Origin of the sequence: Mucilaginibacter boryungensis (genome assembly GCF_015221995.1) — a bacterium.
In the GTDB taxonomy this organism is placed as follows: domain Bacteria; phylum Bacteroidota; class Bacteroidia; order Sphingobacteriales; family Sphingobacteriaceae; genus Mucilaginibacter; species Mucilaginibacter boryungensis.
Genome location: NZ_JADFFM010000002.1, coordinates 482427 through 507539 on the forward strand (window position 1 = coordinate 482427; position 25113 = coordinate 507539).

The 25113-nt window shown below is 42.6% G+C and carries 38 protein-coding genes; 3 read left to right on the forward strand and 35 right to left on the reverse strand.

Going from position 1 to position 25113, the window contains the following annotated elements; genetic code table 11:
* The first annotated feature begins 223 nt into the window (after nucleotides 1-223).
* Entirely contained in the window at nucleotides 224-1150 is a 927-nt protein-coding gene (locus IRJ18_RS14930) for an MBL fold metallo-hydrolase (RefSeq protein ID WP_228072879.1), read from the forward strand.
* Between the two features lie 74 nt (nucleotides 1151-1224).
* Here IRJ18_RS14930 and rplQ read toward each other — a convergent pair whose 3' ends face one another.
* From rplQ to rplC, 29 genes are all read right to left on the reverse strand, one after another.
* On the reverse strand, nucleotides 1225-1845 hold the full coding sequence (gene rplQ / locus IRJ18_RS14935) for a 50S ribosomal protein L17 (RefSeq protein ID WP_194107121.1): 621 nt from the start codon (nucleotides 1843-1845) through the stop codon (nucleotides 1225-1227).
* Nucleotides 1846-2035: 190 nt separating this feature from the next.
* On the reverse strand, nucleotides 2036-3028 hold the full coding sequence (locus IRJ18_RS14940) for a DNA-directed RNA polymerase subunit alpha (RefSeq protein ID WP_194107122.1): 993 nt from the start codon (nucleotides 3026-3028) through the stop codon (nucleotides 2036-2038).
* A gap of 95 nt (nucleotides 3029-3123) precedes the next feature.
* Nucleotides 3124-3732, reverse strand: a complete 609-nt coding sequence (gene rpsD, locus IRJ18_RS14945; protein ID WP_194107123.1) for a 30S ribosomal protein S4 — start codon at nucleotides 3730-3732, stop codon at nucleotides 3124-3126.
* Nucleotides 3733-3797: 65 nt separating this feature from the next.
* On the reverse strand, nucleotides 3798-4187 hold the full coding sequence (gene rpsK, locus IRJ18_RS14950; protein WP_194107124.1) for a 30S ribosomal protein S11: 390 nt from the start codon (nucleotides 4185-4187) through the stop codon (nucleotides 3798-3800).
* 130 nt (nucleotides 4188-4317) lie between these two features.
* Nucleotides 4318-4695, reverse strand: a complete 378-nt coding sequence (gene rpsM / locus IRJ18_RS14955; RefSeq protein WP_194107125.1) for a 30S ribosomal protein S13 — start codon at nucleotides 4693-4695, stop codon at nucleotides 4318-4320.
* Between the two features lie 75 nt (nucleotides 4696-4770).
* On the reverse strand, nucleotides 4771-4887 hold the full coding sequence (gene ykgO / locus IRJ18_RS14960; protein ID WP_022833269.1) for a type B 50S ribosomal protein L36: 117 nt from the start codon (nucleotides 4885-4887) through the stop codon (nucleotides 4771-4773).
* Between the two features lie 14 nt (nucleotides 4888-4901).
* The gene (gene infA / locus IRJ18_RS14965) at nucleotides 4902-5120 is read right to left on the reverse strand and encodes a translation initiation factor IF-1 (protein WP_100342660.1); all 219 of its coding nucleotides are present in this window, start codon (nucleotides 5118-5120) and stop codon (nucleotides 4902-4904) included.
* Between the two features lie 74 nt (nucleotides 5121-5194).
* Nucleotides 5195-5977 carry a type I methionyl aminopeptidase gene (gene map / locus IRJ18_RS14970; protein ID WP_194107126.1) on the reverse strand — a complete coding sequence of 261 codons (783 nt, stop codon included), beginning with the start codon at nucleotides 5975-5977 and terminating at the stop codon, nucleotides 5195-5197.
* 16 nt (nucleotides 5978-5993) lie between these two features.
* Nucleotides 5994-7340: a preprotein translocase subunit SecY gene (secY, locus tag IRJ18_RS14975; protein ID WP_194107127.1), complete on the reverse strand. Its 1347-nt coding sequence runs from the start codon at nucleotides 7338-7340 to the stop codon at nucleotides 5994-5996.
* A 6-nt stretch (nucleotides 7341-7346) separates the two neighbouring features.
* The gene (gene rplO / locus IRJ18_RS14980) at nucleotides 7347-7793 is read right to left on the reverse strand and encodes a 50S ribosomal protein L15 (protein ID WP_194107128.1); all 447 of its coding nucleotides are present in this window, start codon (nucleotides 7791-7793) and stop codon (nucleotides 7347-7349) included.
* A 4-nt stretch (nucleotides 7794-7797) separates the two neighbouring features.
* A complete protein-coding gene (gene rpmD / locus IRJ18_RS14985; protein WP_173415966.1) occupies nucleotides 7798-7977 on the reverse strand; it encodes a 50S ribosomal protein L30 in 180 nt (59 codons plus the stop codon).
* Between the two features lie 6 nt (nucleotides 7978-7983).
* Nucleotides 7984-8502 (reverse strand): 30S ribosomal protein S5, encoded by a 519-nt coding sequence (gene rpsE, locus IRJ18_RS14990; protein WP_194107129.1) that lies wholly within the window; start codon nucleotides 8500-8502, stop codon nucleotides 7984-7986.
* Nucleotides 8503-8514: 12 nt separating this feature from the next.
* Complete coding sequence (rplR, locus tag IRJ18_RS14995; RefSeq protein ID WP_194107130.1) at nucleotides 8515-8865, reverse strand: 50S ribosomal protein L18; 351 nt, start codon at nucleotides 8863-8865, stop codon at nucleotides 8515-8517.
* Nucleotides 8866-8870: 5 nt separating this feature from the next.
* Entirely contained in the window at nucleotides 8871-9428 is a 558-nt protein-coding gene (gene rplF / locus IRJ18_RS15000) for a 50S ribosomal protein L6 (protein ID WP_194107131.1), read from the reverse strand.
* A 22-nt stretch (nucleotides 9429-9450) separates the two neighbouring features.
* Nucleotides 9451-9849: a 30S ribosomal protein S8 gene (rpsH, locus tag IRJ18_RS15005; RefSeq protein ID WP_194107132.1), complete on the reverse strand. Its 399-nt coding sequence runs from the start codon at nucleotides 9847-9849 to the stop codon at nucleotides 9451-9453.
* Between the two features lie 220 nt (nucleotides 9850-10069).
* Complete coding sequence (rpsN, locus tag IRJ18_RS15010; protein WP_194107133.1) at nucleotides 10070-10339, reverse strand: 30S ribosomal protein S14; 270 nt, start codon at nucleotides 10337-10339, stop codon at nucleotides 10070-10072.
* Nucleotides 10332-10895: a 50S ribosomal protein L5 gene (gene rplE / locus IRJ18_RS15015; RefSeq protein WP_194107134.1), complete on the reverse strand. Its 564-nt coding sequence runs from the start codon at nucleotides 10893-10895 to the stop codon at nucleotides 10332-10334. The genes rpsN and rplE overlap by 8 nt, the downstream gene beginning before the upstream one ends.
* Nucleotides 10895-11236: a 50S ribosomal protein L24 gene (gene rplX / locus IRJ18_RS15020; RefSeq protein WP_194107135.1), complete on the reverse strand. Its 342-nt coding sequence runs from the start codon at nucleotides 11234-11236 to the stop codon at nucleotides 10895-10897. The genes rplE and rplX overlap by 1 nt, the downstream gene beginning before the upstream one ends.
* Nucleotide 11237: 1 nt before the next feature.
* Nucleotides 11238-11606, reverse strand: a complete 369-nt coding sequence (rplN, locus tag IRJ18_RS15025; protein ID WP_073405786.1) for a 50S ribosomal protein L14 — start codon at nucleotides 11604-11606, stop codon at nucleotides 11238-11240.
* 1 nt (nucleotide 11607) lies between these two features.
* Nucleotides 11608-11862 carry a 30S ribosomal protein S17 gene (gene rpsQ, locus IRJ18_RS15030; protein WP_194107136.1) on the reverse strand — a complete coding sequence of 85 codons (255 nt, stop codon included), beginning with the start codon at nucleotides 11860-11862 and terminating at the stop codon, nucleotides 11608-11610.
* Nucleotides 11863-11873: 11 nt separating this feature from the next.
* Nucleotides 11874-12083, reverse strand: a complete 210-nt coding sequence (rpmC, locus tag IRJ18_RS15035; RefSeq protein ID WP_194107137.1) for a 50S ribosomal protein L29 — start codon at nucleotides 12081-12083, stop codon at nucleotides 11874-11876.
* 138 nt (nucleotides 12084-12221) lie between these two features.
* Nucleotides 12222-12644, reverse strand: coding sequence for a 50S ribosomal protein L16 (rplP, locus tag IRJ18_RS15040; protein ID WP_194107138.1), 423 nt, complete (start codon nucleotides 12642-12644; stop codon nucleotides 12222-12224).
* Between the two features lie 54 nt (nucleotides 12645-12698).
* A complete protein-coding gene (gene rpsC / locus IRJ18_RS15045) occupies nucleotides 12699-13562 on the reverse strand; it encodes a 30S ribosomal protein S3 (protein WP_194107139.1) in 864 nt (287 codons plus the stop codon).
* Between the two features lie 6 nt (nucleotides 13563-13568).
* Nucleotides 13569-13997, reverse strand: a complete 429-nt coding sequence (rplV, locus tag IRJ18_RS15050) for a 50S ribosomal protein L22 (RefSeq protein WP_194107140.1) — start codon at nucleotides 13995-13997, stop codon at nucleotides 13569-13571.
* Nucleotides 13998-14003: 6 nt separating this feature from the next.
* Nucleotides 14004-14270: a 30S ribosomal protein S19 gene (gene rpsS, locus IRJ18_RS15055; protein WP_194107141.1), complete on the reverse strand. Its 267-nt coding sequence runs from the start codon at nucleotides 14268-14270 to the stop codon at nucleotides 14004-14006.
* Nucleotides 14270-15094: a 50S ribosomal protein L2 gene (gene rplB, locus IRJ18_RS15060; RefSeq protein WP_194107142.1), complete on the reverse strand. Its 825-nt coding sequence runs from the start codon at nucleotides 15092-15094 to the stop codon at nucleotides 14270-14272. Before rplB ends, rpsS begins: the two co-directional genes overlap by 1 nt.
* A gap of 8 nt (nucleotides 15095-15102) precedes the next feature.
* Nucleotides 15103-15393 carry a 50S ribosomal protein L23 gene (gene rplW / locus IRJ18_RS15065; RefSeq protein ID WP_194107143.1) on the reverse strand — a complete coding sequence of 97 codons (291 nt, stop codon included), beginning with the start codon at nucleotides 15391-15393 and terminating at the stop codon, nucleotides 15103-15105.
* Nucleotides 15394-15395: 2 nt separating this feature from the next.
* On the reverse strand, nucleotides 15396-16028 hold the full coding sequence (gene rplD, locus IRJ18_RS15070) for a 50S ribosomal protein L4 (RefSeq protein WP_194107144.1): 633 nt from the start codon (nucleotides 16026-16028) through the stop codon (nucleotides 15396-15398).
* 1 nt (nucleotide 16029) lies between these two features.
* Nucleotides 16030-16647 carry a 50S ribosomal protein L3 gene (gene rplC, locus IRJ18_RS15075; protein ID WP_194107145.1) on the reverse strand — a complete coding sequence of 206 codons (618 nt, stop codon included), beginning with the start codon at nucleotides 16645-16647 and terminating at the stop codon, nucleotides 16030-16032.
* Nucleotides 16648-17084: 437 nt separating this feature from the next.
* Between rplC and IRJ18_RS15080 the strand changes: the two genes are divergently transcribed.
* Complete coding sequence (locus tag IRJ18_RS15080) at nucleotides 17085-17477, forward strand: acyl-CoA thioesterase (RefSeq protein WP_194107146.1); 393 nt, start codon at nucleotides 17085-17087, stop codon at nucleotides 17475-17477.
* 21 nt (nucleotides 17478-17498) lie between these two features.
* The gene (locus tag IRJ18_RS15085; RefSeq protein ID WP_194107147.1) at nucleotides 17499-18335 is read left to right on the forward strand and encodes a hypothetical protein; all 837 of its coding nucleotides are present in this window, start codon (nucleotides 17499-17501) and stop codon (nucleotides 18333-18335) included.
* A gap of 6 nt (nucleotides 18336-18341) precedes the next feature.
* On the opposite strand, the gene IRJ18_RS15090 is transcribed toward IRJ18_RS15085, so the two are convergent.
* The 6 genes from IRJ18_RS15090 to map (IRJ18_RS15115) form a co-directional block, all read right to left on the reverse strand.
* Nucleotides 18342-19244, reverse strand: coding sequence for a glycosyltransferase family protein (locus IRJ18_RS15090; protein ID WP_194107148.1), 903 nt, complete (start codon nucleotides 19242-19244; stop codon nucleotides 18342-18344).
* Between the two features lie 63 nt (nucleotides 19245-19307).
* The gene (locus tag IRJ18_RS15095) at nucleotides 19308-20081 is read right to left on the reverse strand and encodes a class I SAM-dependent methyltransferase (protein ID WP_194107149.1); all 774 of its coding nucleotides are present in this window, start codon (nucleotides 20079-20081) and stop codon (nucleotides 19308-19310) included.
* A gap of 1 nt (nucleotide 20082) precedes the next feature.
* Nucleotides 20083-20730 (reverse strand): class I SAM-dependent methyltransferase, encoded by a 648-nt coding sequence (locus tag IRJ18_RS15100; RefSeq protein ID WP_194107150.1) that lies wholly within the window; start codon nucleotides 20728-20730, stop codon nucleotides 20083-20085.
* Nucleotides 20727-22046 (reverse strand): flippase, encoded by a 1320-nt coding sequence (locus IRJ18_RS15105; RefSeq protein ID WP_194107151.1) that lies wholly within the window; start codon nucleotides 22044-22046, stop codon nucleotides 20727-20729. The genes IRJ18_RS15100 and IRJ18_RS15105 overlap by 4 nt, the downstream gene beginning before the upstream one ends.
* Nucleotides 22047-22183: 137 nt before the next feature.
* Complete coding sequence (gene typA, locus IRJ18_RS15110) at nucleotides 22184-23995, reverse strand: translational GTPase TypA (protein ID WP_194107152.1); 1812 nt, start codon at nucleotides 23993-23995, stop codon at nucleotides 22184-22186.
* Between the two features lie 166 nt (nucleotides 23996-24161).
* Entirely contained in the window at nucleotides 24162-24926 is a 765-nt protein-coding gene (gene map, locus IRJ18_RS15115; RefSeq protein ID WP_194107153.1) for a type I methionyl aminopeptidase, read from the reverse strand.
* Between the last annotated feature and the right edge of the window lie 187 nt (nucleotides 24927-25113).

The window sequence follows — 25113 nt, forward strand, 5'->3', positions numbered from 1 at the left end:
CTCCACCCATCGTTTCTGCGGAACGATATTTATTCATCCCATAGGGATGTTTGGTAGGTAGCGTAAATATCAAAAAGATAGCAACGTTCCATGGGAACGTTTGGTGTTATGGAATCACCTATCTAATCATAAACAATATTCTTTAAACGGGTAAACAATTAGTAACATTCCTGTGGAATAGCCAATCGGTAGCAACGGTATAAAGTGTTTTGTCGTTATATTTATGAAACCATTTCAAAACACTAAATCAACTAACATGCATCGCCGTCAATTCATCAACACCAGTTTATTATCAGCCGGAGCGCTGGCATTGTTCAATAAAAGCAGTTTTGCAAACCTGTTGGCACAACAAACTTACCAGTTTAAACCCCTGCGCAGCAACATGGGCATCTTTACCGAGCGGGGCGGGACTATTGCCTGGCTATCAAACAAAGATGGTATTGTAGTAGTAGATGCCGAATTTCCCGATACATCGCCACATGTAATTGCCGAACTGCAAAAACAATCCGACAAACCTTTCCAATGGCTTATCAATACCCATCATCATGGCGACCATACATCTGGTAACATTGCTTTTAAAGGCCTGGTGAAAAATGTAGCTGCGCATGCCAATTCGCTGGCTAACCAAAAAGATGTAGCCATTAAAGGCAATTCTGAAGCGAAACAGTTATACCCTGATACCACCTTTACCGACCAATGGAAAATGAAAGTTGGCGACGAGCATATCCACGCTTATTATTGGGGCCCCGGCCATACCAATGGCGACGCGATGATCCATTTTGAAAATGCTAATATTGTGCATACCGGCGATCTGGTGTTTAACCGCCGCTATCCGGTGGTTGATCCGGCGCATGGCGCTTCCATCAAAAATTGGTCGGTTACTTTACAGAAAGCGCAAAAGCAGTTTAATAAAGATACGCTGTTTGTCTTTGGCCATGCTTTCGATCCCGAAAAGGTGACGGGCAGCATGGATGATATTAAAGCTATGCAAAACTATATGGACCGCCTGGTTGATTTTGTGAGTGCACAAATAAAAGCCGGCAAAACAAAAGATGAAGTATTAACAGCAACTGCTATACCGGGTGTAACCGATTGGCAGGGAAATGGCATTAAAGCCAGTTTAGGCGCAGCTTATGATGAGTTAAAATAAAACGATACTCCAAACAAAAAAACGCCCCACTCGAACCGAGCGGGGCGTTTTTTGTGCTTTAAAAGCGGAATAAATTACTCGCCTTTTTCTGCGTTTTCTTCGTTGGCAGCTGGTGCTTCCGGAGCTTCTTCTGCAGCTGGTGCAGCTTCTTCAGCTACTACCGGTGCTGCTGCTTCAGCAACTGGTGCTGCTGCTTTAGGCTCTTCAACAACGGCTGCTACAGGTTCAGCTTTAACTTCGGCAGCCGGAGCAGCTTCAGTAGTTTTGCCTTTGCCTGAACCACCACGACGACGGGTTGATTTCTTAGCAACGGCAGCATCGCCTTTAGTGTAAACAGTATTGTAATCTACTAATTCAATCATTGCCATTTCAGCATTATCACCTAAACGGTTTTCCATTTTGATGATACGGGTGTAACCACCCGGACGGCTTGCAACTTTTTCAGCAACTTCGCGGAACAGGATGCTTACAGCATCTTTATCCTGCAGATAGCTAAATACAGTACGACGTGAGTGAGTAGTATCTGATTTTGATTTAGTGATTAGGGGCTCAACATAAACACGTAGTGCTTTTGCTTTTGCCAGTGTAGTGGTGATACGCTTGTGCAGTATCAGTGAAGTAGCCATGTTGCTCATCATCGCTTTACGATGACTGTCGGTACGGCCTAAGTGGTTAACTTTTTTTCCGTGTCTCATTGTTTTGTTGTTTGTGGCACGTGCATACCGTTGGGCGGCTTTTCAGTCAAGCCCGCGGAATTACGCGATGTTTAGTGACTTGTTAATTAGTGATCAGAGATTAGTCACTGTGTCCTCTCCAATCAATACTTTATAAATAAAAAGAGGTTAGATATTAGCTAATCAACTAATGTCTAACCTCTAATCAGTATTATTCTTCGTCTAACTTGAATTTAGATAGGTTCATACCAAAAGATAAGCCTTTTGATTTAACCAGGTCCTGAATTTCAGTCAATGATTTTTTACCAAAGTTCCTGAATTTCAGCATGTCGGCAACGTCGTATGATACCAGGTCAGCCAGGCTGCGGATATCAGCTGCTTTTAAGCAGTTCAGTGCACGTACAGAAAGGTCAAGGTCAACCAATTCAGTTTTCAGGATTTTGCGCATGTGCAGAATTTCCTCATCAACTTCTTTAGTTTCTTCCTTAGCCTGCGCTTCCAGCATCATATTCTCATCGCTAAACAGCATAAAGTGCTGGATAAGGATCTTAGCTGCTTCTTTCAGCGCATCTTCAGGGTGAATAGAACCATCGGTAGCAATATCCAGAACTAATTTCTCATAGTCGGTTTTTTGCTCCACACGATAGTTTTCGATGGTATATTTTACGTTTTTGATTGGGGTGTAGATAGAATCGATAGCGATAACGCCTACAGCCGCATCAGGGTTTTTATTTTCCTCGCTGGCAATGTAACCGCGGCCTTTATTAACCGTAAGTTCAATTTCCAGTGTAACCGATGTATCCATGTTGCAGATCACCAGGTCGGGATTTAAAACAGTAAAGTTGTTTGAGAATTTGGTGATGTCGCCAGCTTTAAAGGTATCCTGACCGTTGATGATCACAAATACTTTTTCGCTGTCGCCAGATTCGCCTGTTTTCTTCAAACGAACTTGTTTCAGGTTCAGGATGATCTCGGTAACGTCTTCAACAACACCTTTAATGGTTGAGAACTCATGCGTAACACCTGAAAAACGAACAGAAGTGATCGCATAACCTTCAAGCGATGAAAGTAAGATACGACGTAAAGCATTACCAATAGTTACACCGAAGCCTGGTTCTAACGGACGAAATTCAAACGTACCCTCAAAGTCGGTCGACTTCTGCATGATAACCTTGTCTGGTTTTTGAAATGCTAATATTGCCATTTATATCCTTGTTAATTGTTTGTTTATTGATTTGATTAAACTGGAAAATGATTGACAGAATTTTGCCAACCATTTTCCAGAAAAGTATCGTATTATTATTTAGAGTATAACTCGACGATCAGGTTTTCCTTGATGTTTTCCGGTATCTCATCACGGTTTGGATAGTTTAACAACTTACCGGTTAAGGCGTTGGCATCCCATTCAAGCCATGTATATTTACTAATCCTGCGGCCCGCTACTGATGCGGTAATTGCCTCTAACGTTTTTGATTTTTCGCGTACGGCAACCACATCGCCTGGTTTAACAGTGTACGAAGCAATATTCACAACTTCGCCGTTAACAGTAATGTGTTTGTGGCCAACCAGCTGGCGTGCACCAGAACGGGTTGGGGCAATTCCTAAACGGTAAACCACGTTATCTAAACGGGCTTCCAGGAATTTTAACAGGTTCTCGCCGGTAATGCCTTCTTTAGCAGAAGCACGGTGAAACAGGTTTTCGAAATAACGTTCCAATACACCGTAAGTGTATTTAACTTTTTGTTTCTCTTTTAACTGTACAGAGTACTCTGACTCTTTACCACGCCTTTTTGAGGGGCCGTGCATACCCGGTGGGTAGTTTTTTCTTTCTAACGCCTTGTCCGGGCCGAAGATCGGCTCGCGAAACTTACGCGCAATTTTTGATTTTGGTCCTGTGTATCTTGCCATTGTATGTTCTTTTAAAGTATCATACGGCCCGCAGCCGCTGAATCTTAGCTTTAAAAATTAGTTAATTAAACTCTTCTTCTTTTTGCAGGACGACAGCCGTTGTGCGGCAGTGGTGTAATGTCCTTAATTGTAGTAACCTCGATACCGGTAGTCTGCAAAGTACGGATAGCTGACTCGCGACCTGAACCCGGGCCTTTTACAAATACTTCAACTTTACGTAACCCTAAATCGTATGCTGCTTTACCGCAATCCGAAGCTGCCTGACCGGCTGCATAAGGGGTGTTCTTTTTAGAACCTTTGAAACCCATTTTACCAGCTGAAGACCATGATATAGCCTGGCCGCTGTTGTTGGTTAAGGTAATGATAATGTTGTTGAATGTAGCGTTAATGTGTGCCTGACCTACAGGTTCAACCACTACGATACGCTTTTTGGTTACTTTTTTAGCTTTAGCCATTTTATGTTTTTACTTTTTGTTATGGATTATTAGGTTGTTAAAACCAAGACCCAAAACACATTTTAATTTGATATATATTCCTAATGAAAAATGAGTAAAGAACGAATCTCTACTCACAAATCACTAATCACTATTTAGTAGCTTTCTTTTTGTTGGCAACTGTCTTACGTTTACCTTTACGGGTACGTGAGTTGTTTTTGGTGCGCTGGCCACGTAATGGCAAGCCTTTACGATGACGGGTACCGCGGTAGCAACCAATATCCATTAAACGTTTAATGTTCAGTTGTACTTCAGAACGCAGGGCGCCTTCAACCTTAATTTTATCGTTAATAATGGTACGGATGGCTGTTAACTGCTCGTCAGTCCAGTCCTGTACTTTAGTGTTGAAGTCAATACCAGCTTCAGTTAAAATATTCTGAGCTGTAGTGTGGCCTATACCGTAAATGTAGGTAAGCCCTATCTCGCCTCTTTTATTCTTTGGTAAATCAATACCTGCTATCCTTGCCATATTTCTAATTTGTGTTGTTACGTAATAACCGAACGGCGGCTACCGTTGTACGAATTATTACAATATCTTTTTTAATTACCCTTGACGCTGTTTAAACTTTGGATTCTTTTTGTTTATCACGTAAAGTTTCCCGTTACGGCGAATGATCTTGCAATCAGCGCTGCGTTTTTTAATGGATGCTCTAACTTTCATCTCTCTTTTATATATTATTTATATCTGTAGGTTATCCTGCCTTTTGTTAAATCGTACGGGCTCATTTCCAGTTTCACCTTATCACCAGGTAAAATTTTGATGTAGTGCATCCGCATTTTGCCTGATATATGTGCTATAATTTCGTGCCCGTTCTCCAATTCAACTCTAAACATAGCATTTGATAATGCTTCTCTAATTGTTCCGTCTTGCTCAATTGAGGACTGTTTAGCCATATATTATTGATTATTACTTTATTATCCGCCTCCCAAAGCGGGACGCAAAATTAAATAAAATAATTTAATTTTTATTATTTTTCTTTTAAAACTTCGTCTATATATGAAAATGTCGAAAGTATATCCACTTTCCCTTTTTTCACGGCCACCGTATGCTCATAATGGGCCGATGGTTTTCCATCTACGGTTGATACTGTCCAGCCATCATCCCAAAACTTCACCCCTGCACGGCCTGCATTTATCATAGGCTCAATGGCAATCACCATCCCCTCTTCCAGTTTAATGCCGCTGCCGCGTTTACCGTAGTTTGGCACTTCAGGCTTTTCGTGCAGGCGTAAACCCACACCATGGCCAACCAATTCCTTCACTACACCAAACCCGTTGCTTTCAGCGTGTTCCTGCACTGCGTAGCCAATATCGCCAATGCGCTGGCCCACTATGGCTTTCTCTACACCGCGTTCAAGGCATTCTTTGGTAACCTTCATCAGTTTCTGCGCCACCTCGCTTACCTCGCCAACGGCAAAGGTATAAGCTGAATCGCCGTAGTACTTATTCAGGATAACGCCGCAATCAACCGATAGCAAGTCGCCTTCTTTCAACGCGTAATTTCCCGGAAAGCCATGTACTACCTGGTCATTCAAAGAGATGCATAAAGAGTAAGGGAAACCGCTATAGTTTAAAAAGGCAGGCACCCCACCGTTATCACGGATATAGGTTTCTGCCAGCTTATTCAGTTCAATTGTTTTAACACCGGGCGCAACCACCTTAGCAATTTCGCCCAGTGTTTTTGAAACCAGCAAAGAACTTTCTCTTATCAGTTCTATCTCTTCGACAGACTTATAATGGATCTTTGGCATAGTTATTTTTATTTTTTTAGATAACCGGTGGGGTTGTGCCTGCTGCAGTTGGTACTGCGCTGCGGCCTTTAATCCTTCCGGTTTTCATTAACCCATCATAATGACGCATTAATAAATGACTTTCTATTTGCTGCAGGGTATCTAAAACAACGCCCACCAATATAATCAGTGATGTACCACCAAAAAAGCGTGCAAACTGACTGTTAATATGCGCCATATTTGCAAATGCCGGGATGATAGCCACAATAGCCAGGAAAATAGAGCCCGGCAAAGTGATCTTAGAAATTACACCATCCAGGAAGCTTGATGTAGCCTGGCCAGGTTTAACACCCGGGATAAAGCCATTGTTTTTCTTCATATCATCAGCCATTTGGGTTGGGTTAACCGTAATAGCTGTATAAAAGAAAGTGAACAGGATGATCAATATCGCAAACACCAGGTTATGTTGCCATGTAGTATAGTTTGATAAAGCTATAACAATACTGCTTGATGCTATCTTAGGGAAAAACGACCCGATAGTTGCCGGGATAAACATTAACGCTTGCGCGAAAATGATAGGCATTACACCAGCCGCAGTAACTTTTAACGGGATGTACTGACGTACACCACCATATTGCTTGTTACCTACTATGCGTTTAGCATATTGCACAGCAACCTTGCGGGTACCCTGTACAATAAGGATAGTGAACATTACTACCGCCATCAGCGCAACCAACTCAACAATAAAGAAGATCGGGCCGCCGCCGGTACCAATAACTTTATCATTAAACTCGCTGCCAATAGCACCGGGTAACGATGCGATGATACCCACCATAATAATTAATGAGATACCGTTGCCAATACCTTTATCGGTAATTTTCTCGCCCAGCCACATTACAAATAAAGTACCTGCGGTTAAGGTTAAAGTAGTTAACACGGTAAAGTATGGATCTGTCATCAGGTGCCCGTTAGCCGGTATTTGCGAGCGCACATAACCAACAGCCTGCGCCGCGGTAATAAAAATGGTCATGTAGCGTGTCCACTGGTTAATTTTATTCCTGCCGCTTTCACCCTCTTTTTGCATTTTAGTAAAATAAGGAACAGCAATACCCAATAACTGCATCACAATGGATGCAGAAATGTATGGCATTACCCCTAATGCAAAAATAGATGCCCGCGAGAATGACCCACCGGCAAACATATTTAATAAACCAAGCAGGCCTTCTTTACCTTGCTGAGCATTTAGCACATTCGCGTCTACACCAGGTAAAACAACGTATGAACCTACACGGTATATTAAAAGAAATAAGAGTGTGTTAATAATACGCACTCTTAAATCCTCAATTTTCCAGATATTGGATAATGTTGTGAAAAATTTCTTCATCGAAATTTACATTTTAACGATTGAACCGCCGGCTGCTTCAATAGCTTTTTGTGCAGTAGCAGAAAACGCATGTGCTTTAACTTCTAATTTAGCTTTTAGTTCGCCACGGCCTAATACTTTTACCAGGTCGTTTTTAGATGCTAAACCATGTTCTTTCATTACATCAAAATCAATTGCAGTAAGCTTATAGGTGTCTGCCAAAATTTGCAGTGCATCCAGGTTTAAGCTTACATACTCAACGCGGTTAGGATTTTTGAAACCAACCTTAGGCACACGGCGTTGTAATGGCATTTGGCCACCTTCAAAACCTACCTTGGTGCTGGTACCAGAGCGCGACCCTGCGCCTTTGTGGCCACGGGTTGATGTACCGCCACGGCCAGAACCTGTACCACGGCCAATTCTTTTTCTATTTTTAGTAGAACCTTCTGCAGGTTTTAAATTACTTAAGTTCATAATATTAAATATTTTCTACTGCTACCAAATGATTTACTTTACGCACCATACCAATAATAGCAGGTGTAGCTTCAACCTCAACACTTTGGTTAATTTTCTTTAAACCTAAAGCTTCGATGGTTTTTTTCTGGCGCTCACTTCTATCGATCACGCTTTTAATCTGAGTTATTTTGATTTTTGCCATGACTGATTATCCGTTAAATACTTTACCTAAATTAATACCGCGTTGCTGTGCTACAGTATAAGCATCGCGCATTTGCGATAACGCCGATACAGTTGCTTTAACCACGTTGTGCGGGTTTGATGATCCTTTTGATTTAGCTAATACGTTGTGTACGCCGGCCGATTCTAACACGGCACGCATTGCACCACCGGCAATTACACCAGTACCGTTTGCAGCCGGTTTAATAAATACAAAACCACCTGAAAACTTGCCATATTGCTCGTGCGGTACAGTACCATTAATAATTGGCACTTTTACCAGGTTCTTTTTAGCATCATCAACACCTTTGGCAATAGCCTCGGTTACTTCTTTTGCTTTACCTAAACCGTAACCAACAACACCATTCTCATCGCCCACTACCACAATGGCACTGAAGCTGAAAGTACGGCCGCCTTTGGTTACTTTGGCAACACGTTGTATGCTTACCAAGCGGTCTTTTAATTCGATCTCGCTTGTTTTTACTCTTTTTACGTTAATTGTTGACATCTTCTGTTCCGTTTAAAAAATTAAACCACCTTCACGTGCACCTTCAGCCAATGATTTAACACGGCCATGATATAAGTAACCATTACGGTCAAACACTACAGAGGTGATACCTGCTGCAATAGCTTTTTGAGCAACCATTTTGCCAACGGCAACTGATTGATCTGACTTGTTGCCTTTTTCAGCAAAATCTTTTGATAAAGATGATGTTGAAACTAACGTTTTACCGGTTACATCGTCAATGATCTGGGCATAAATACCTTTATTGCTCCTGTACACTGATAAGCGCGGGCGCTCGGCCGAACCAGAAACACGTTTCCGGATGCCTTTTTTTATTCTGTCTCTTCTTGATAGTTTAGCTGCCATGACGATTATTTTTTAGATGCTGATTTACCTGCTTTTCTTCTTAACACCTCGCCAACAAACTTGATACCTTTACCTTTGTAAGGCTCTGGTTTACGTAACGAGCGTATTTTTGCCGCTACCTGACCGATCAGTTGTTTGTCGATTGATTCCAGGATGATGGTTGGGTTTTTACCCTTCTCAGCAGTTGTTGAAACTTTAATTTCTTTTGGCAATTCGAATACATAATGGTGAGAATAACCCAACACTAAATCTAATGTATTGCCGGTATTGGTGGCACGGTAACCTACACCCACTAATTCCTGCTCCACTTTGTAACCTGTGGTTACACCAATTACCATGTTATTTAATAACGCGCGGTATAAACCATGCAGCGCTTTATGACGTTTTTGTTCAGACGGGCGTTGTACTAACAATTGGCCATCTTCCTGTGCAATAGTGATATCACTATCCACAGCCTGCTGCAATTCACCTTTAGGGCCTTTAACGGTTACCAGGTTATCACCTGATACGGTTACAGTAACGCCTGCCGGTAATGCTATAGGTGCTTTTCCTACTCTTGACATTGATTAATTCCTCCTTAAACTATTAATAAACATAGCACAAAACTTCGCCACCTACGTTTTGCTGACGTGCTTCTTTGTCAGACATTACGCCTTTTGATGTAGAGACGATAGCGATACCTAAACCATTTAATACACGTGGCATAGTTGCGGTGCCTGCGTATTTCCTCAAACCTGGTTTACTGATACGCGATATGTTGCGAATAGCCGGGATTTTAGTTATCGGGTGGTATTTCAAAGCAACTTTGATGATGCCCTGAGGACCATTATCCTCAAATTTAAAATTGGCAATGTAACCTTTGTCGAAAAGCACTTTCGTGATTTCCTTCTTCAGATTTGATGCAGGAATTTCAACAACCCTATGGTTGGCCTTAATAGCATTCCTTACTCGTGTAAGATAATCTGCGATTGGATCTGTATTCATTTTTATTGTTTATGATAGTGGTTTCCTTCCCGTAACATCCGGGGCGACCTTCTATCGGTTTGTATTCTTTTTTAAAATCGAGCCGCAAAGGTAGAAAAAAAAGCTAAAAGCAGAAAGCTAAAAGCATAATGCTTTCTCTTTCCTGCTTTTCGCTTTTTCCTATAAGCTTGCGCTCTATCTCTTTCAGGCTTAAAGCTTTTGGCTTTTAGCCTTCAGCTTATTACCAGCTTGCTTTTTTAACTCCCGGTATTTTACCAGCCAGCGCCATCTCGCGGAAAGTTACCCTCGAGATACCGAACTGGCGCATGTAACCACGCGGGCGGCCAGTAAGCTTGCAACGGTTGTGTAATTTTACTGGTGATGCTGCTTTAGGCAATTTGTCTAAACCTTCATAATCACCGGCTGCTTTAAGTGCTGCTCTTTTTTCAGCATACTTAGCAACTAATTTAGCGCGTTTAACTTCACGTGCTTTTACGCCTTCTTTAGCCATTGTTATTTTGATTTTTAAATGGTAAACCAAATTGTTTCAGCAACTCTAATGCTTCAACATCATTTTTTGCCGAGGTTACAAAGGTAATATCCATACCCATAATTTTATTGATCTTGTCAATGTTAATTTCCGGGAAGATAATTTGCTCGGTAACACCTAATGTATAGTTACCGCGGCCGTCGAAACCTTTATCGTTGATGCCTTTAAAGTCACGGATACGTGGCAGGGCAACAGAGATCAGACGATCTAAGAATTCATACATTGTATTATCACGTAAAGTAACGCGTACACCAACCGGCATATTTTTACGTAACTTAAAGTTCGAGATATCTTTTTTAGATTTTGAAGCAACAGCTTGCTGACCGGTAATGGTACTTAACTCGCTAATAGCTACGTCAATCAGTTTTTTATCAGTAGTAGCAGCACCAACACCCTGGTTGATGGCAATTTTCTCCAGTTTCGGAACCTGCATTACACTTTTGTACTGAAATTTATCTTTCAGCGCGGTGCGGATCTCGTCCGAATACTTAGTTTTTAATCTTGGTACGTAAGTCATTACTTAATTTCCTCCCCTGATTTTTTTGCTACCCTTACTAATTTACCTGCATCGTTCTTTTTACGGCCAACGCGGGTTGTTGCACCTGTTTTTGGATCAACCAAAGCCAGGTTTGAGATATGAATAGCGGCTTCCTGCTTAACAATGCCACCGTTAGGGTTGGCAGCGTTAGGTTTGGTATGTTTTGATACCATGTTGGCACCTTCAACAATAGCCCTGTTTTTAGCAATAATAATTTCAACTATTTTGCCTTGTGTACCTTTAGAGTCGCCGGCAATTACCTTAACCAGATCACCTTTTTTGATCTTTAATTTGGCAGGTTTGTTTATTTTCTTTTCCATATTATAATACCTCCGGTGCTAATGATACAATTTTCATGAACTGTTTTTCACGCAATTCCCTTGCTACCGGGCCAAAAATACGGGTACCTCTTGGCTCGTCCTGGTTGTTCAACAAAACGGCTGCGTTATCGTCAAAACGAATATAAGAACCATCTTTACGACGGATTTCTTTTTTAGTCCTAACTACTACTGCTTTAGATACTGTACCTTTTTTAACGTTGCCTGATGGCAATGCGCTTTTTACGGTAACTACAATTTTATCGCCTATTGATGCATACCTTTTACCGGTACCACCCAACACACGGATCACCAGCACTTCTTTAGCGCCACTGTTATCGGCTACATTCAGCCTTGATTCCTGTTGTACCATCTTATTTAGCCCTCTCTAAAATTTGAACCAATCTCCAATTTTTGCTTTTGCTCAATGGGCGGGTTTCCATAATTAATACGGTATCGCCAATACCACAGGTATTGTCTTCATCATGAGCCATAAATTTGGTAGTTTTTTTCACAAACTTACCGTAGATCGGGTGTTTTACTTTACGTTCAACCGCTACAACGATAGATTTTTCCATCTTGTTGCTAACTACCAGGCCGGTACGTGTTTTTCTTAAATTTCTTTCCATTTCCTGATAAATTATTTCGCCTCGGGCGCTGGTGCGGCTTTGCGTTTGGTTAATTCTGTGTTTAAACGGGCGATGTCCTTGCGTACTTTAGTGATACGGGTAGGGTTCTCAATAGCCGAAACCGCGTGCGCGAATTTCAGTTTATTCAGATTTTTCGTTTCCTCGCCAATTCTTGCTGCCAACTCTTCAGTTGATAGCTCTGCAATTTCTGAGTTCTTCATTTGTTAACTTGTTGTATGCCGCAAGTTGTGGGTTGTTGGTTTTGTAAACAGTAAACCCACAACTCATCAACTTACAATTGTTTATATTACACTACAGGTATTCATTAAACTGTTTACCACCTGTAGCTACCACGTTTTTTATGCTTCGGCGTAATCCTTACGAACTACGAACCTTGTTTGTACCGGCAATTTTTGCGCGGCCAGGCGAAGTGCTTCTTTGGCAATATCCAATGGCACACCTTCTGCCTCAAAAATGATCCTTCCGGGGCGTACTACCGCTACCCAATATTCCGGAGCACCTTTACCTTTACCCATACGTACCTCGGCTGGTTTTTTAGTTACCGGTTTGTCAGGGAATATCCTGATCCAAACTTGTCCCTCACGTTTCATGAAACGTGTTACAGCGATACGCGCAGCCTCGATCTGACGGCTGGTGATCCAGGCCGGCTCGAGTGATTTTATACCGAAAGAACCGAAAGATAGTTCAGCACCACGACTGGCGTTGCCCTTCATCTTGCCTTTTTGCATCTTTCTGAACTTCGTTCTTTTTGGCTGTAGCATTTTTTTAAGCTTTTATATTCTAAACGATGTCTATCTCGACTTTGATTCTGTTAATTATCTTCTGCCACCCTGGCCACCACGGTTACCACCGCCTTGTCCGCCACGGTTACCACCCTGGCCTGGGCCACGGTTGCCACCTGGGCCGCCTCTGCGGTCGCCACCCTGGCGACGATCGCCACCACGGTCATTACCGCCACGGCCACCACGGTCGCCAAATGCTGCTGCACCTTCAGGGCGTCCGCCTTTGCCGCTTGCGCTGCTGGTTTGGCCAATGTTAGGCGACAAGTCGCGTTTACCGTAAACCTCGCCTTTGCAAATCCACACTTTAACACCTATTTTACCATAAGTAGTTAAGGCTTCACCTAAAGCGTAGTCGATATCGGCACGGAACGTGTGCAATGGGATACGTCCCTCTTTGTACTGCTCGGTACGGGCCATTTCGGCACCACCTAAGCGGCCTGAAGTCATTACCTTGATACCTTCGGCGCCCATTCTCATGGTTGATGCGATGGTAGTTTTCATGGCACGACGGAAAGAGATACGTGCTTCCAGTTGTTTCGCTATGCTTTCAGCAACTAATTGTGCATCAAGCTCGGGGCGTTTAATCTCGAAGATGTTAATTTGAACGTCCTTTTTAGTCAGTTTCTTTAATTCTTCTTTGATCTTATCAACTTCCTGGCCGCCTTTACCGATAACGATACCCGGACGGGCAGTATGTATTGTAATTGTAATGCGTTTTAAAGTACGTTCGATAACCACTTTAGATACACCGCCTTTTGAAATACGGGCCGAGATGTACTTGCGGATCTTTTCGTCTTCAACTAATTTGTCGGAGTAGTTGTTGCCACCGAACCAGTTAGAATCCCATCCTCTGATGATGCCTAACCTATTACCTATTGGATGTGCTTTTTGTCCCATTTCAAATTAATTGTTAACGTTTTTACTATCCACAATAAGGGTTACGTGGTTTGAGCGCTTGCGGATACGGTATCCCCTTCCTTGCGGTGCAGGGCGTAACCTTTTCAGCTGACGGCCACCGCCTACTGATACTTCGCTTACATATAAAGCGCTGTCCTCAACACGTTTGCCTTCGTTTTTTGCTTCCCAGTTTTTAATTGCCGATAACAACAATTTTTCTACACGGATAGCGGCTTCTTTATTAGTGAACTTTAAAATGTATAAAGCTTTCTCTACGTTTTCGCCACGGATAAGATCCACAACCAAACGCATTTTGCGCGGAGAGGTTGGGCAGTTCTGTAACTTAGCAACAGAAGCGCCGCCTTCCTGGGCTTTCGCCGCTTCTTTGCGTTGTCTGATAGCTACAGACTTTTTAATTTTTGTATTTGCTTCCATTGCCTGTTATTTTTTCTTTTCTGCGTGACCACGGAAGGTACGGGTTGGTGCAAATTCACCTAACTTGTGTCCTACCATGTTTTCTGTTACGTACACAGGGATAAACTTGTTGCCGTTGTGCACTGCAAATGTATGACCCACGAAATCAGGAGAGATCATGGAACGGCGTGACCATGTTTTTACAACCGATTTTTTATTTGATTCATTCAGGGTAAGTACTTTCTTATCCAGGTTATGATCAATATAAGGTCCTTTTTTAATTGAACGAGCCATTATTTCTTCCTTCTTTCAATGATGTAACGATCAGATGATTTCTTTTTATCGCGGGTTTTGAAGCCTTTAGCTAATAAACCTTTGCGTGAACGTGGGTGACCACCTGAAGCACGGCCCTCGCCACCACCCATAGGGTGATCTACCGGGTTCATTGCTACACCACGTACACGTGGGCGGCGGCCCAACCAGCGCTTGCGGCCGGCTTTACCTAACACTTCGTTCGCTTTCTCGGCGTTTGAAACGGTACCAATAGTTGCTAAACAAGTAGCCAGTATCATACGGGTTTCGCCTGAAGGCAATTTGATAACTGCATATTTACCATCGCGGGCAGCAAGCTGCGCGTAAGTACCTGCCGAGCGGGCAATAACCGCGCCCTGGCCAGGGTTCAATTCAATTGCATGAATTAATGAACCCAGTGGTATGCTTTTTAATGGTAAAGTGTTACCAACCTCTGGTGCAACGTTCTCGCCCGACACTACGGTTTGGCCAACTGTTAAACCTGTAGGAGCGATCATGTATCTTTTCTCGCCGTCAGCAAATACTAATAAAGCAATACGTGCCGAGCGGTTTGGATCATACTCAATTGTAGCAACCTTTGCAGGGATGTCAAATTTGTTACGTTTAAAATCGATCAAACGATACGATTTTTTATGGCCACCGCCCAAATAGCGCATGGTCATTTTACCGGAGTTGTTACGTCCGCCTGATTTCTTGATAGCTACTACTAACGTTTTTTCAGGAACGTTGGTGGTAACGTCAGAGTAATCGGCACCTACCCTGAAGCGGGTACCCGGGGTAACCGGTTTAAATCTTTTAACTGCCATCTCCCTTTTTATAAATTGTTATAAAAATCAATTGTCTCACCGTCTTTCAATGTAATAACTGCTTTTTTGTAAGTAGCTATACGGCCGGTTACTACACCAGCTTTAGTTGAACGGCTTTTTAATTTGCCTGCGTATTTCATTGTATTTACGGCAACTACTGTTACACCATACATTTCCTCTACCGCGGCTTTAATTTGTATTTTGTTAGCTCTGTGATCAACCTTGAAAACAAAGCGATTAAGTTTCTCAGTTAACTGAGCTACTTTTTCGGTAAGTAAGGGTTTTGTTAATACTTGCATAATTACTTAGCGAATGCTTCCTCCAAAGTTTTAACAGCACCTGTGGTTAACAGTAATTTGCCGGCGTTCAACACATCATAAGTGTTTAACTGCTCAACCGAAATTACTTTCGTTTTTTTCAGGTTCCTGCTTGATAAATACACATTGTTATTTTCGGCACCGGCTATTACTAATAATGTTTTATCATTAGTAACGTTCAGATCAGCCTCCATTTTAATGTAGCTTTTAGTTTTGATGGTATCAAAGCTAAAATCTTCCAATACTAAAATGTTGTTGTCCTGAGCTTTGTAAGTTAAAGCTGACTTACGAGCCAGTGATTTTAACTTTTTGTTCAGTTTAAAGCTGTAATCGCGCGGCTGCGGACCGAATACACGGCCACCACCATTAAACAATGGAGATTTTACGCTACCGGCACGGGCACCGCCTGTACCTTTTTGTTTATATAATTTGCGGGTTGAACCTGCAATTTCATTACGTTGTTTTGATTTATGCGTACCCTGGCGTTGGTTAGCTAAATATTGCTTAACATCCAGATAGATAGCATGATCATTAGGCTCAATCGCAAAGATCGATTCAGGAAGCTGCACCTTGGCACCTGTTTCTTTACCTGAAACATTTAATACTTTAACTTCCATCTTATTTATCCACTATTACGTATGAACCTTTAGCTCCCGGTACGGAACCTTTAACTACTAACAGGTTTTGCTCAGCGAATACCTTCACCACTTCAAGGTTTTGAACCTTAACACGCACATTACCTGTTTGACCAGCCATACGCATACCTTTAAATACGCGTGAAGGCCATGATGATGCACCCAAAGAACCTGGCGCACGTAAACGGTTGTGCTGACCGTGAGTTTGCATACCCACACCACCAAAACCGTGACGTTTTACCACACCCTGGAAACCTTTACCTTTTGAAGTACCTGCAATATCCACGAAATCGCCTACCTCGAAGATATCAACAGCAACAGTGTCGCCTAATGATTTTTCTTCTTCGAATGATTTGAATTCAACCAGTTTACGTTTTGGGGTAACACCGGCTTTCTGGAAATGGCCTTTTAAAGGTGCGGAAGTGTGTTTGTCCTTTGCTTCACCATATGCTAGCTGAACAGCTGCATATCCGTCTGTTTCTACAGACTTAACGTGGGTTACCACGCAAGGGCCAGCTTCGATCACTGTACAAGGAATGTTCTTCCCTGTCTCGTCGAATATGCTGGTCATACCTACTTTTTTACCAATTAATCCTGACATTTTCTTTATGTTGTTAGTGTCCATCGAAGCAGTAGGGCCTCGTTCAAGACATATTATCCCCCCGAAAGGGACGGCAAAGATAGAAATTTTAAATTAACTGTCAAATAGTTAACCAGTTATTTTTCAAAGTTTTTTGCAGCGATAGTTTTGGGGGAGGCAGGGAGATTATATTTAGAAAATATCAGGGTACCAGATGAGGGAGGTGAGCGATTTCGATGGGTTTGTCATTCCGAACATTCTGATTTAGGTCGATGCCTGCGGTCCGGGCTTTCCGTTGCAATTCCTCGCTACGCTATGCTTTGTTGCGGGATTTCCACTGCAATTCCTATCGCTAAGATCCCTTACGTAGTGCCGAACCCGGTTCAGTATTTATAATATATTCATCCTGATCTATACACGCAGCATTCCTTTTTCTTATCTTTCAGGCACTATATCTTATGAACTTCTATACACGCAAATGGGTTAAGCCCGAAGACTTAAACGCACATGGCACCTTATTTGGCGGCAGTTTGCTTAGCTGGATTGATGAGGAGGCCGCTATTTACGCTATCATACAGCTGGGCACTAATGGCTGCGTAACCAAATATATTTCCGAGATCAACTTTATTAGTTCGGCCAAACAGGGCGATATTATTGAATTGGGGATTAAGGCTACACATTTTGGGCGCACATCATTAACGCTCACCTGCCAGGTGCGCAATAAAATAACCCAGCGGGTGATACTTACGGTTGATAAAATTGTGTTTGTAAGTGTTGATGAGAACGGCACACCTGTCCCGCACGGCAAAACCGAAATACATTATACCGATGAACGCCTGAGGGAAAGTTGAACCTAACCTTTAATTAGCCATATGAATATCCACACCTTATTATCTGTATCACTATTGGTATACTGCACCATAATTTCAGGTTGCACGGGTCCACAAGCGCAAAATAAAATAATCAAACATGCCATTGTTAAAGCCAACAACATATCATCATCAACCGATCATTCCCTGTGGGTTGGTAATTGGGAAAGGCGCGAGTTTCAGGAAGGCGCAGGTATTGAAATAAAAAGCATTGAGGGTGATTCTCTTGTATTCAGCGCCGATGCTCAGAGTGGCGGGCACACCGGTCAGATTGAAGGCAAAGCATTTATTAATGGCAACACGGCTATCTATGTTGACAAAGATATAAAAGGCGCCTCATTTATTATGAAGTTACAAGGCGATTCTGTTATCCAGGCTGAAGAAAAATTTGGCGAGGGCATAGGCTTTGGTGGCATAGGCGTTGGTTTTGGTGGTCGTTTTGTAAACTTAAAATACTTGCCCAAAGAAGGAAAAAAAGAAACGCTGGTTAGCATTAAGATATTAAACGAGCAACAGGATGCCATCTTCCGCAAACTGGTTGATACCAGCTATGATCATTTTGTCGAGAGCACACAGTTAACCGAAGACCGTACCCGCGACAAGGACCTTGACCCTGATTTGCACGCCACTGTATTTGCCTCCGGGGTACGAGGTTTATATACCTTTATGGAAAATATTATAATGATAGATAAGGAAAACACCATTTGGGCGGCAGTATTGAACGGCGAAAAAGTATACTATTTCACTAATAACAAAGCTTACGCGGAAAAGCTACCTAATACCATTGAAGAGTGGCGGTCGCGTTTTAAGGATTACCCGGTAGTTTATATGTCGAAATAGTGGTTATTATCTTCTTACCTGCTGTTGCACAAACCGTATTACCCTTTGCCAGATAGTACCTTTACGATGGCGAAGGAAATGTTTAATGGCCTGGTAAGCCTGCTGATTTTCTTCGATAACATCGGGGAATGACGTTACCGGCTTTTGGGCTACCTGCACACCATACATATGTTCGTTATTGGAGTGCGTACCTGTGCCATCGTTACCTATATTATGTATTAATGAATGCGAGGGGTTTAACGTTAAACCACTTTTCAGAAATATAGAGGCATACCAGCGTATAGCCCACGAGTTATTTTTACCGGCTTTGAAACCCTGCATTTGTTTCCAGAAATTCATGGTACCTTCAATAGAGAACCTGTTGATCTTCTGCTGGTCAAACTGTGGCATCAATGTATCAATATCGGGTTCAAAACTTTTCCAGGCGCGGGCCCAGGTGGCCCAGCCCCAACTGGTGGCTGCGCGGAACATAAAGGTTTGCGGCAAGGTTTTATCCTGCAGGTTATACATATACGCCCCAATATGCATCACCTGCTCTTCGTTCTGGTAACGGGCAAGGGCTTCATTAAAATATTGCAACGTATAAGGTGATGACAGCAGGTCATCCTCAAACACAATTATACTACCATATTCATTTACCAGTTGGGTAACCCCATCAATAATGGAATTAGCCAAGCCCATGTTTTGCTTGCGCTCAATAACCTTTACAGTTTTAAAGCCTGTTATATTGCCTATAATGTTACGTACCTCGGTTACCTTATCCTGTTCGGCAGCAGTTTTAGCCGCATCCGAAAAAATGAACAGGCGCGATTCATCGGCCAATACATTTTTTTGCAAATAGCTAAGCGTGCGGCGCGTATGGTCGGGCCGGTTATAAACAAACAGGGCTATTGGGGCAAGTTTTTGCATTTTATAAGAGAAAGCTAAAGGCTGAACACACCAAGCTTTAATTCAATAATATATCGGTATTAGTTAAAACAACTCCGGTTGATGTTCGGCTTTTTTACACAAAACGGTGTAGGCATTAGCCAATCCTTCACGTTTTTTCTTCCCCATTATACCGGCCATCAGGTTCTTTAACGTGTATTCGGCAGTAATTTTTATACTGGTTAGTAAATTTTTATTTTTCTTCTGGTTAATATAGGTATTAAAGCGGGTAACTTCCGGTTCAATCATGCTGGTCAGGTCGTTAACAACCTCCAATCCTTCGGTACCCAGTAAATAGCGCAGCGATGTTGGCGTATATACATTAATATGCCCGTAAGCCAAAAAATGTTTAATACGTTTATCCACGCCCACACGGTAATCAAGCGGCACTTCTATCACAAACATCTTAGCTACCCGTTTTATCTCGCGCAGCAGCATCCGCTCGTGTTCTACATGCTCCAGCACGTGCGAGAGGATGATCAGGTCGAAACTACCATCGCCGAAAGGCAACTTATAACCATCAAACTCCTGCACCGAACGCAGGTTTTTTATCCCGGCGGTTTTTATTAACCCTACCCCGCTGTCCGATATCTCTACCGCATCATATCCCGGTGCAAAGTTTTGTTCAGACAATAATTTCAGGATACTGCCATCGCCGGCGCCAACTTCAAGCACCGTGTTAAATGAATGGCCCTTGCACACATCAATAATATGCTGTGCTTTATATTTGGCACCCAGCATACGCCAGGCTACATCGTGCTTTTGGTAAAACTCGTCGTAAGCAGCCTTTACATTGGTGCTGATAACCTTCCCTTCCATTTTATATCCCTAAACAGTTAGCTGCCTTATAAAAAACCGAAGTAGCTTTATTATAGAACAAGCCCGGCGATATACCACTAAACGATAGCTGTTTAAACCCTTTGTCTTTTAAAAACATAATCGCTTCATTATAAAACTCCCGTTCCGAATCGTCCAGCACTATTACCCCTTCCGGTGTTAAAGCATCAACTGCCTGTTTACAACAGTTAACCCGGTCGCGACCGTCTACAATGACAATATCAAACTTTTGGTCGAGTTTTACCGGCATGCGGCAGTAGTCGCCGTTGGTTTTAAGCTCAGTAAATATCATTTCGGCGTTATCGGGCTTTGTAGTTACAATTTTGTTATACCATTCCTGGTCATGCTCAACCGATACTACCTTACCAGCATATTTGGCATAAAAGAAAGTAGAGTTGCCCGAACCAAATTCAAAAACGCTATGCTGCTTGCTAATACGTTCTTTCATAAAATCGATAAACGAATAGGTTACCCATGGTATAGGGTTACCAAGCCTGTCAACAGGCGCCTGGCGTTCTAACGAGTTGAACCAGCCAATCTCTTTTAAATAACCTTTTTTGTTGAATGAAAGCAGGGAACGCAACCTTGCCGGCTTAGTCAGCAAGCCTATTATAGATGATAAATTACTCAACGTTTAATAATTTTTTGAAAGAGTGAAATTAGGAATAATGATTTTAACATCATAATACCCTGTTTACTTACTTTGGGAATAAACAATATAAAAAAAGTAGCGCTGGCGTAGGCCACCAAAGTAGCTATGGCCGCTCCCATCATCCCCATTTTAGGAATCAACAATAAGTTTAAAAGGATGTTAACTATTGCCCCAAAGCCTGTGCGCACAAATGTGAGTGTATTGAAACCTTCTGCAATTAAATATTGGCTGCTGGCCGCCCCTAAAAAGACAAATACACCCGACCATATGTGTACCGACAAGGTAGGCGCAGCATAAGCGTATTCCGGGCGGAACAGGTATTTATAAATAAAGGGTGCGGCAAAGGTGATGGTGATAGCAATAGGTAAACTGATGTATACCATCAAATCGTACAAATGCTGGATACGTTTTTTGTAGCGCCCAATATCATCGCGACGGGCATTTAGTATAGCCGGAAACAACGAGGTTACAATTACCGAGGGTATAAAGTTCCATGCTTCGCTTAAACTGGCTACTGTACTGTAGGCGCCAGCTTCGGCAACGCTATACAAATTTTGCAACATTAACTGGTCTATTTTCATGTAAAGCGATACCATTATACCTGAAATAATTAACGGCCATGAATATAATAACAGCTTTCGGGCTAATTGGTTATTATACACCCAGTTAAACATGCTGCGCCCTTTACGCTGATACGTAAAATAATATCCAAGCGATATCAGCAGGATATCTAAAGCATAAGCATAAACAAAATATATCAATGGCATGTGCAGGCATATTAAAGCAAGCTTTATAGCTGCCGATACCAGGTTACCTGCAACCTGCACTTGCATAATATATTTAGACTGAACCTGGGACTGAAAATAAGAATCGATAACATTGAAGGCTTGAATTACACCCATACTGGAAAAAATAAGAATGTAATTATATGGAGTGCCTTTGGCAGGATAAATTTGATAGGTTAACCAAATAAGCGGAATGCAGCATAGCCCCGCCAGTATTTTCATGCCGAAGGAAGTCCCCAGTATCTGATCGCGGTTCTCGGGGTATTGATGCAGCTCCTTAACAATAAACTGATCCAGTCCTAAGGTGGCAATTGCAGCAAACAGGTAAACATAAGTTACACCGCCGGTTATAACGCCCAGCGTAGCTTTACCGAGGTAGTTGGCCACCATAATACTAACGGCCATTTTTATCAGCAAGCTGCCAACGCGCCCAATAAACAACCAGCCCGTATTTTTAAAATACTTTTCAAGGGCCTGCTGGTCAAAACCGGGGATGTTGGGGATACGCATAGTTAAGGCGCAAATGTATAAAAAAGAAAAGAGCTCCCTGTAATTACAGAAAGCTCTTGTTATTAGTTAAACCGAAGTTGGATAATTGATTCGTATCTGAGTAGCAACCTAATCACTAACCAACTAATCACTTACAATTATTGGTTCACAAACTTTTTAGCGTTTACCTTACGCTCGTTCTCGTTCAGGAATATTTTACGTAAACGTATGCTTTGCGGGGTTACCTCAATGTATTCATCTGCCTGTATGTATTCCATCGACTCCTCTAACGAGAATTTAATAGCCGGGGCAATCCTAACGTTGGTATCGCTGCCTGATGCACGCATGTTGGTTAACTGCTTGCCTTTGGTTAGGTTGATCACCAAATCGTTATCGCGGATATGCTCGCCTAATACCTGGCCTTCGTAAATATCAACACCCGGATCGATAAAGAAACGGCCGCGGTCTTGCAACTTATCAATAGCGAAAGCAGTGGTTTTACCGGTATCCATAGATACTAATACACCATTTAAACGGCCCGGGATATTACCCTTCCATGGCTCGTAAGCTTTAAAGCGGTGTGCCATAATAGCCTCGCCGCCGGTAGCGGTTAATACGTTATTACGCAAACCGATGATACCGCGTGCAGGGATCTCGAATTCCAAGTGTTGCAAGTCGCCTTTTGGTTCCATTACCAACAGGTCGCCTTTACGTTGGGTAACCAGTTCAATTACCTTACCGGCAACATCACCCGGAACGTCAACGATCAGTGTTTCAACCGGCTCACATTTCACCCCGTCAATTTCCTTAACAATTACCTGCGGCTGACCAACCTGCAACTCATAACCTTCGCGGCGCATGGTTTCAATCAGTACCGACAAGTGGAGGATACCACGGCCATAAACCAGGTACGAATCCGGCGATTCGGTTTCAACAACCTTCAGCGCCAGGTTTTTCTCCATCTCTTTGTACAAACGGTCGCGCAGGTGGCGTGATGTTACAAACTTGCCTTCTTTACCAAAAAACGGTGAGGTATTAATGGTGAACAGCATGTTCATGGTAGGTTCGTCAATATGGATAACTTCCAATTGTTCAGGGTTTTCAAAATCGGCAATGGTATCGCCAATATCAAAACCATCAATACCAACCACGGCGCAAATATCGCCGGCTGATACTGAGGTTGCTTTTACTTTACCTAAACCTTCAAAAGTGTATAGTTCTTTTATACGCGATTTCTGGATAGTACCATCGCGTTTTACCAAAGAAACCGGTTGGTTCTCTTTAATGGTGCCGCGTGCTACACGGCCAATAGCGATACGGCCAACGAAAGATGAATAATCCAGCGATGTGATCTGCATTTGCAGGGAACCCTCATTAATAGGTGCCGGCGGGATATTCTCCAGGATAGCATCCATTAACGGGAAGATATCTTCGGTAGGTTTTTTATAGTCGGTGCTCATCCAGCCTTGTTTTGATGAACCGTAGATAACCGGGAAATCCAGTTGTTCTTCAGTTGCTTCAAGGTTGAAGAATAATTCAAAAATCTGCTCGTAAACTTCTTCAGGGCGGCAGTTTTCTTTATCTACCTTGTTTACTACCACAATTGGTTTTAAGCCTAAAGCCAAAGCCTTTTGTGTCACAAAACGGGTTTGCGGCATAGCGCCTTCAAAAGCATCGCATAGTAGTAAAACGCCGTCGGCCATTTTCAACACACGTTCCACCTCGCCGCCAAAGTCGGCGTGACCAGGGGTATCAATAATGTTTATCTTAACGTCTTTATACATTACCGAAACGTTTTTTGATACGATGGTAATGCCACGTTCACGTTCCAGGTCGTTGTTATCCAATATCAGTTCACCAGTTTCCTGGCCTTCACGGAAAATTGCACAGCTGTGCAGGATCTTATCAACCAAAGTAGTTTTGCCGTGGTCAACGTGTGCGATAATCGCGATGTTTCTTATTTTTTGCATTGAAATGCGCCTCTTAAATTTTGCGCAAAGGTAAGGTTAATATATGGGAATAAAAAGGATTAACACAAACCTAACCTGTGTAAATGACAAATTAATTACGGGAATGATCGTACGTAAGTCCCCAATTTATGGTCATTAGCAATTGTTTACATTGCAGTTTGCCCAATTAATCCCAAATACCGTTTTGCGCCGTAAATATCACCGGCTGTCCGCCGGTTACCATAATAGTATGCTCGTGCTGTGCAACAAAACCACCTTTATTCCCCGTTAGCGTCCAGCCATCGGCCTGGGTATCGGCTATTGTTGACCGTGTGGAAATGAAAGTTTCTATGGCCACTACCGAATTCTTTTTGAAACGCGCGGTGTTATACCTATCGCAGTAGTTAGCTATCTCGTGCGGTTCTTCGTGCAGGCTGCGGCCTACGCCATGTCCGGTAAGGTTTTTAATTACCGTGTAACCAGCTTTTTTGGCTTCGGCTTCTATCAACCTGCCTATCTCAGATATCCTGACACCGCCTTTGATATTACTGATCGCCTTCCTCAATATTTCTTTCGACGCTTCCACCAGTTTGCCATGGCCGTGGATATCCTCGCCCAATACAAACGAACCGCCGTTATCGGCCCAATAGCCATTCAGTTCTGCCGATACATCAATATTTACCAGGTCACCCTCTTTCAATAGCTTATCTGCCGATGGTATGCCATGCGCGGCTTCCTCGTTAATGCTAATACAGGTATGCCCTGGGAAATCATAAGTTAGCTTTGGTGCAGAACGGGCGCCCATCTGTGCCAGTAATTCGCCGCCGTACTCGTCAAGTTCCTTTGTCGAAATACCTGGTCTGGCATACTCCCGCATTTTCTTAAGGGTGATGGCAACAGCATCGCTTGCCTGCTGCATCCCAATTCTTTCGTTTTCGGTGGTTATAGACATTTTATTTTTATCTATGGTAAATTTAACACTTAATATGTTCGATGCTATTACCAAACACAGACTAAATGTGTGTTTGTTTTGGGAAAGCAATGCTATTGCTACAATCAATGTTTATTCCCGCTTTCCGTTCCAACTCCTCGCTTTCTTGCACACACGCCCCAACACGCTGCGGGGTTTCCGCTACAAT

Coding starts and splice junctions, on each gene's coding strand:
- IRJ18_RS14930 (WP_228072879.1), top strand. CDS start 224: ATGAAACCATTTCAAAACACTAAATCAACTAACATGCATCGCCGTCAA.
- rplQ (WP_194107121.1), bottom strand. CDS start 1,845: ATGAGACACGGAAAAAAAGTTAACCACTTAGGCCGTACCGACAGTCAT.
- IRJ18_RS14940 (WP_194107122.1), bottom strand. CDS start 3,028: ATGGCAATATTAGCATTTCAAAAACCAGACAAGGTTATCATGCAGAAG.
- rpsD (WP_194107123.1), bottom strand. CDS start 3,732: ATGGCAAGATACACAGGACCAAAATCAAAAATTGCGCGTAAGTTTCGC.
- rpsK (WP_194107124.1), bottom strand. CDS start 4,187: ATGGCTAAAGCTAAAAAAGTAACCAAAAAGCGTATCGTAGTGGTTGAA.
- rpsM (WP_194107125.1), bottom strand. CDS start 4,695: ATGGCAAGGATAGCAGGTATTGATTTACCAAAGAATAAAAGAGGCGAG.
- ykgO (WP_022833269.1), bottom strand. CDS start 4,887: ATGAAAGTTAGAGCATCCATTAAAAAACGCAGCGCTGATTGCAAGATC.
- infA (WP_100342660.1), bottom strand. CDS start 5,120: ATGGCTAAACAGTCCTCAATTGAGCAAGACGGAACAATTAGAGAAGCA.
- map (WP_194107126.1), bottom strand. CDS start 5,977: ATGCCAAAGATCCATTATAAGTCTGTCGAAGAGATAGAACTGATAAGA.
- secY (WP_194107127.1), bottom strand. CDS start 7,340: ATGAAGAAATTTTTCACAACATTATCCAATATCTGGAAAATTGAGGAT.
- rplO (WP_194107128.1), bottom strand. CDS start 7,793: ATGAACTTAAGTAATTTAAAACCTGCAGAAGGTTCTACTAAAAATAGA.
- rpmD (WP_173415966.1), bottom strand. CDS start 7,977: ATGGCAAAAATCAAAATAACTCAGATTAAAAGCGTGATCGATAGAAGT.
- rpsE (WP_194107129.1), bottom strand. CDS start 8,502: ATGTCAACAATTAACGTAAAAAGAGTAAAAACAAGCGAGATCGAATTA.
- rplR (WP_194107130.1), bottom strand. CDS start 8,865: ATGGCAGCTAAACTATCAAGAAGAGACAGAATAAAAAAAGGCATCCGG.
- rplF (WP_194107131.1), bottom strand. CDS start 9,428: ATGTCAAGAGTAGGAAAAGCACCTATAGCATTACCGGCAGGCGTTACT.
- rpsH (WP_194107132.1), bottom strand. CDS start 9,849: ATGAATACAGATCCAATCGCAGATTATCTTACACGAGTAAGGAATGCT.
- rpsN (WP_194107133.1), bottom strand. CDS start 10,339: ATGGCTAAAGAAGGCGTAAAAGCACGTGAAGTTAAACGCGCTAAATTA.
- rplE (WP_194107134.1), bottom strand. CDS start 10,895: ATGACTTACGTACCAAGATTAAAAACTAAGTATTCGGACGAGATCCGC.
- rplX (WP_194107135.1), bottom strand. CDS start 11,236: ATGGAAAAGAAAATAAACAAACCTGCCAAATTAAAGATCAAAAAAGGT.
- rplN (WP_073405786.1), bottom strand. CDS start 11,606: ATGGTACAACAGGAATCAAGGCTGAATGTAGCCGATAACAGTGGCGCT.
- rpsQ (WP_194107136.1), bottom strand. CDS start 11,862: ATGGAAAGAAATTTAAGAAAAACACGTACCGGCCTGGTAGTTAGCAAC.
- rpmC (WP_194107137.1), bottom strand. CDS start 12,083: ATGAAGAACTCAGAAATTGCAGAGCTATCAACTGAAGAGTTGGCAGCA.
- rplP (WP_194107138.1), bottom strand. CDS start 12,644: ATGCTACAGCCAAAAAGAACGAAGTTCAGAAAGATGCAAAAAGGCAAG.
- rpsC (WP_194107139.1), bottom strand. CDS start 13,562: ATGGGACAAAAAGCACATCCAATAGGTAATAGGTTAGGCATCATCAGA.
- rplV (WP_194107140.1), bottom strand. CDS start 13,997: ATGGAAGCAAATACAAAAATTAAAAAGTCTGTAGCTATCAGACAACGC.
- rpsS (WP_194107141.1), bottom strand. CDS start 14,270: ATGGCTCGTTCAATTAAAAAAGGACCTTATATTGATCATAACCTGGAT.
- rplB (WP_194107142.1), bottom strand. CDS start 15,094: ATGGCAGTTAAAAGATTTAAACCGGTTACCCCGGGTACCCGCTTCAGG.
- rplW (WP_194107143.1), bottom strand. CDS start 15,393: ATGCAAGTATTAACAAAACCCTTACTTACCGAAAAAGTAGCTCAGTTA.
- rplD (WP_194107144.1), bottom strand. CDS start 16,028: ATGGAAGTTAAAGTATTAAATGTTTCAGGTAAAGAAACAGGTGCCAAG.
- rplC (WP_194107145.1), bottom strand. CDS start 16,647: ATGTCAGGATTAATTGGTAAAAAAGTAGGTATGACCAGCATATTCGAC.
- IRJ18_RS15080 (WP_194107146.1), top strand. CDS start 17,085: ATGAACTTCTATACACGCAAATGGGTTAAGCCCGAAGACTTAAACGCA.
- IRJ18_RS15085 (WP_194107147.1), top strand. CDS start 17,499: ATGAATATCCACACCTTATTATCTGTATCACTATTGGTATACTGCACC.
- IRJ18_RS15090 (WP_194107148.1), bottom strand. CDS start 19,244: ATGCAAAAACTTGCCCCAATAGCCCTGTTTGTTTATAACCGGCCCGAC.
- IRJ18_RS15095 (WP_194107149.1), bottom strand. CDS start 20,081: ATGGAAGGGAAGGTTATCAGCACCAATGTAAAGGCTGCTTACGACGAG.
- IRJ18_RS15105 (WP_194107151.1), bottom strand. CDS start 22,046: ATGCGTATCCCCAACATCCCCGGTTTTGACCAGCAGGCCCTTGAAAAG.
- typA (WP_194107152.1), bottom strand. CDS start 23,995: ATGCAAAAAATAAGAAACATCGCGATTATCGCACACGTTGACCACGGC.
- map (WP_194107153.1), bottom strand. CDS start 24,926: ATGTCTATAACCACCGAAAACGAAAGAATTGGGATGCAGCAGGCAAGC.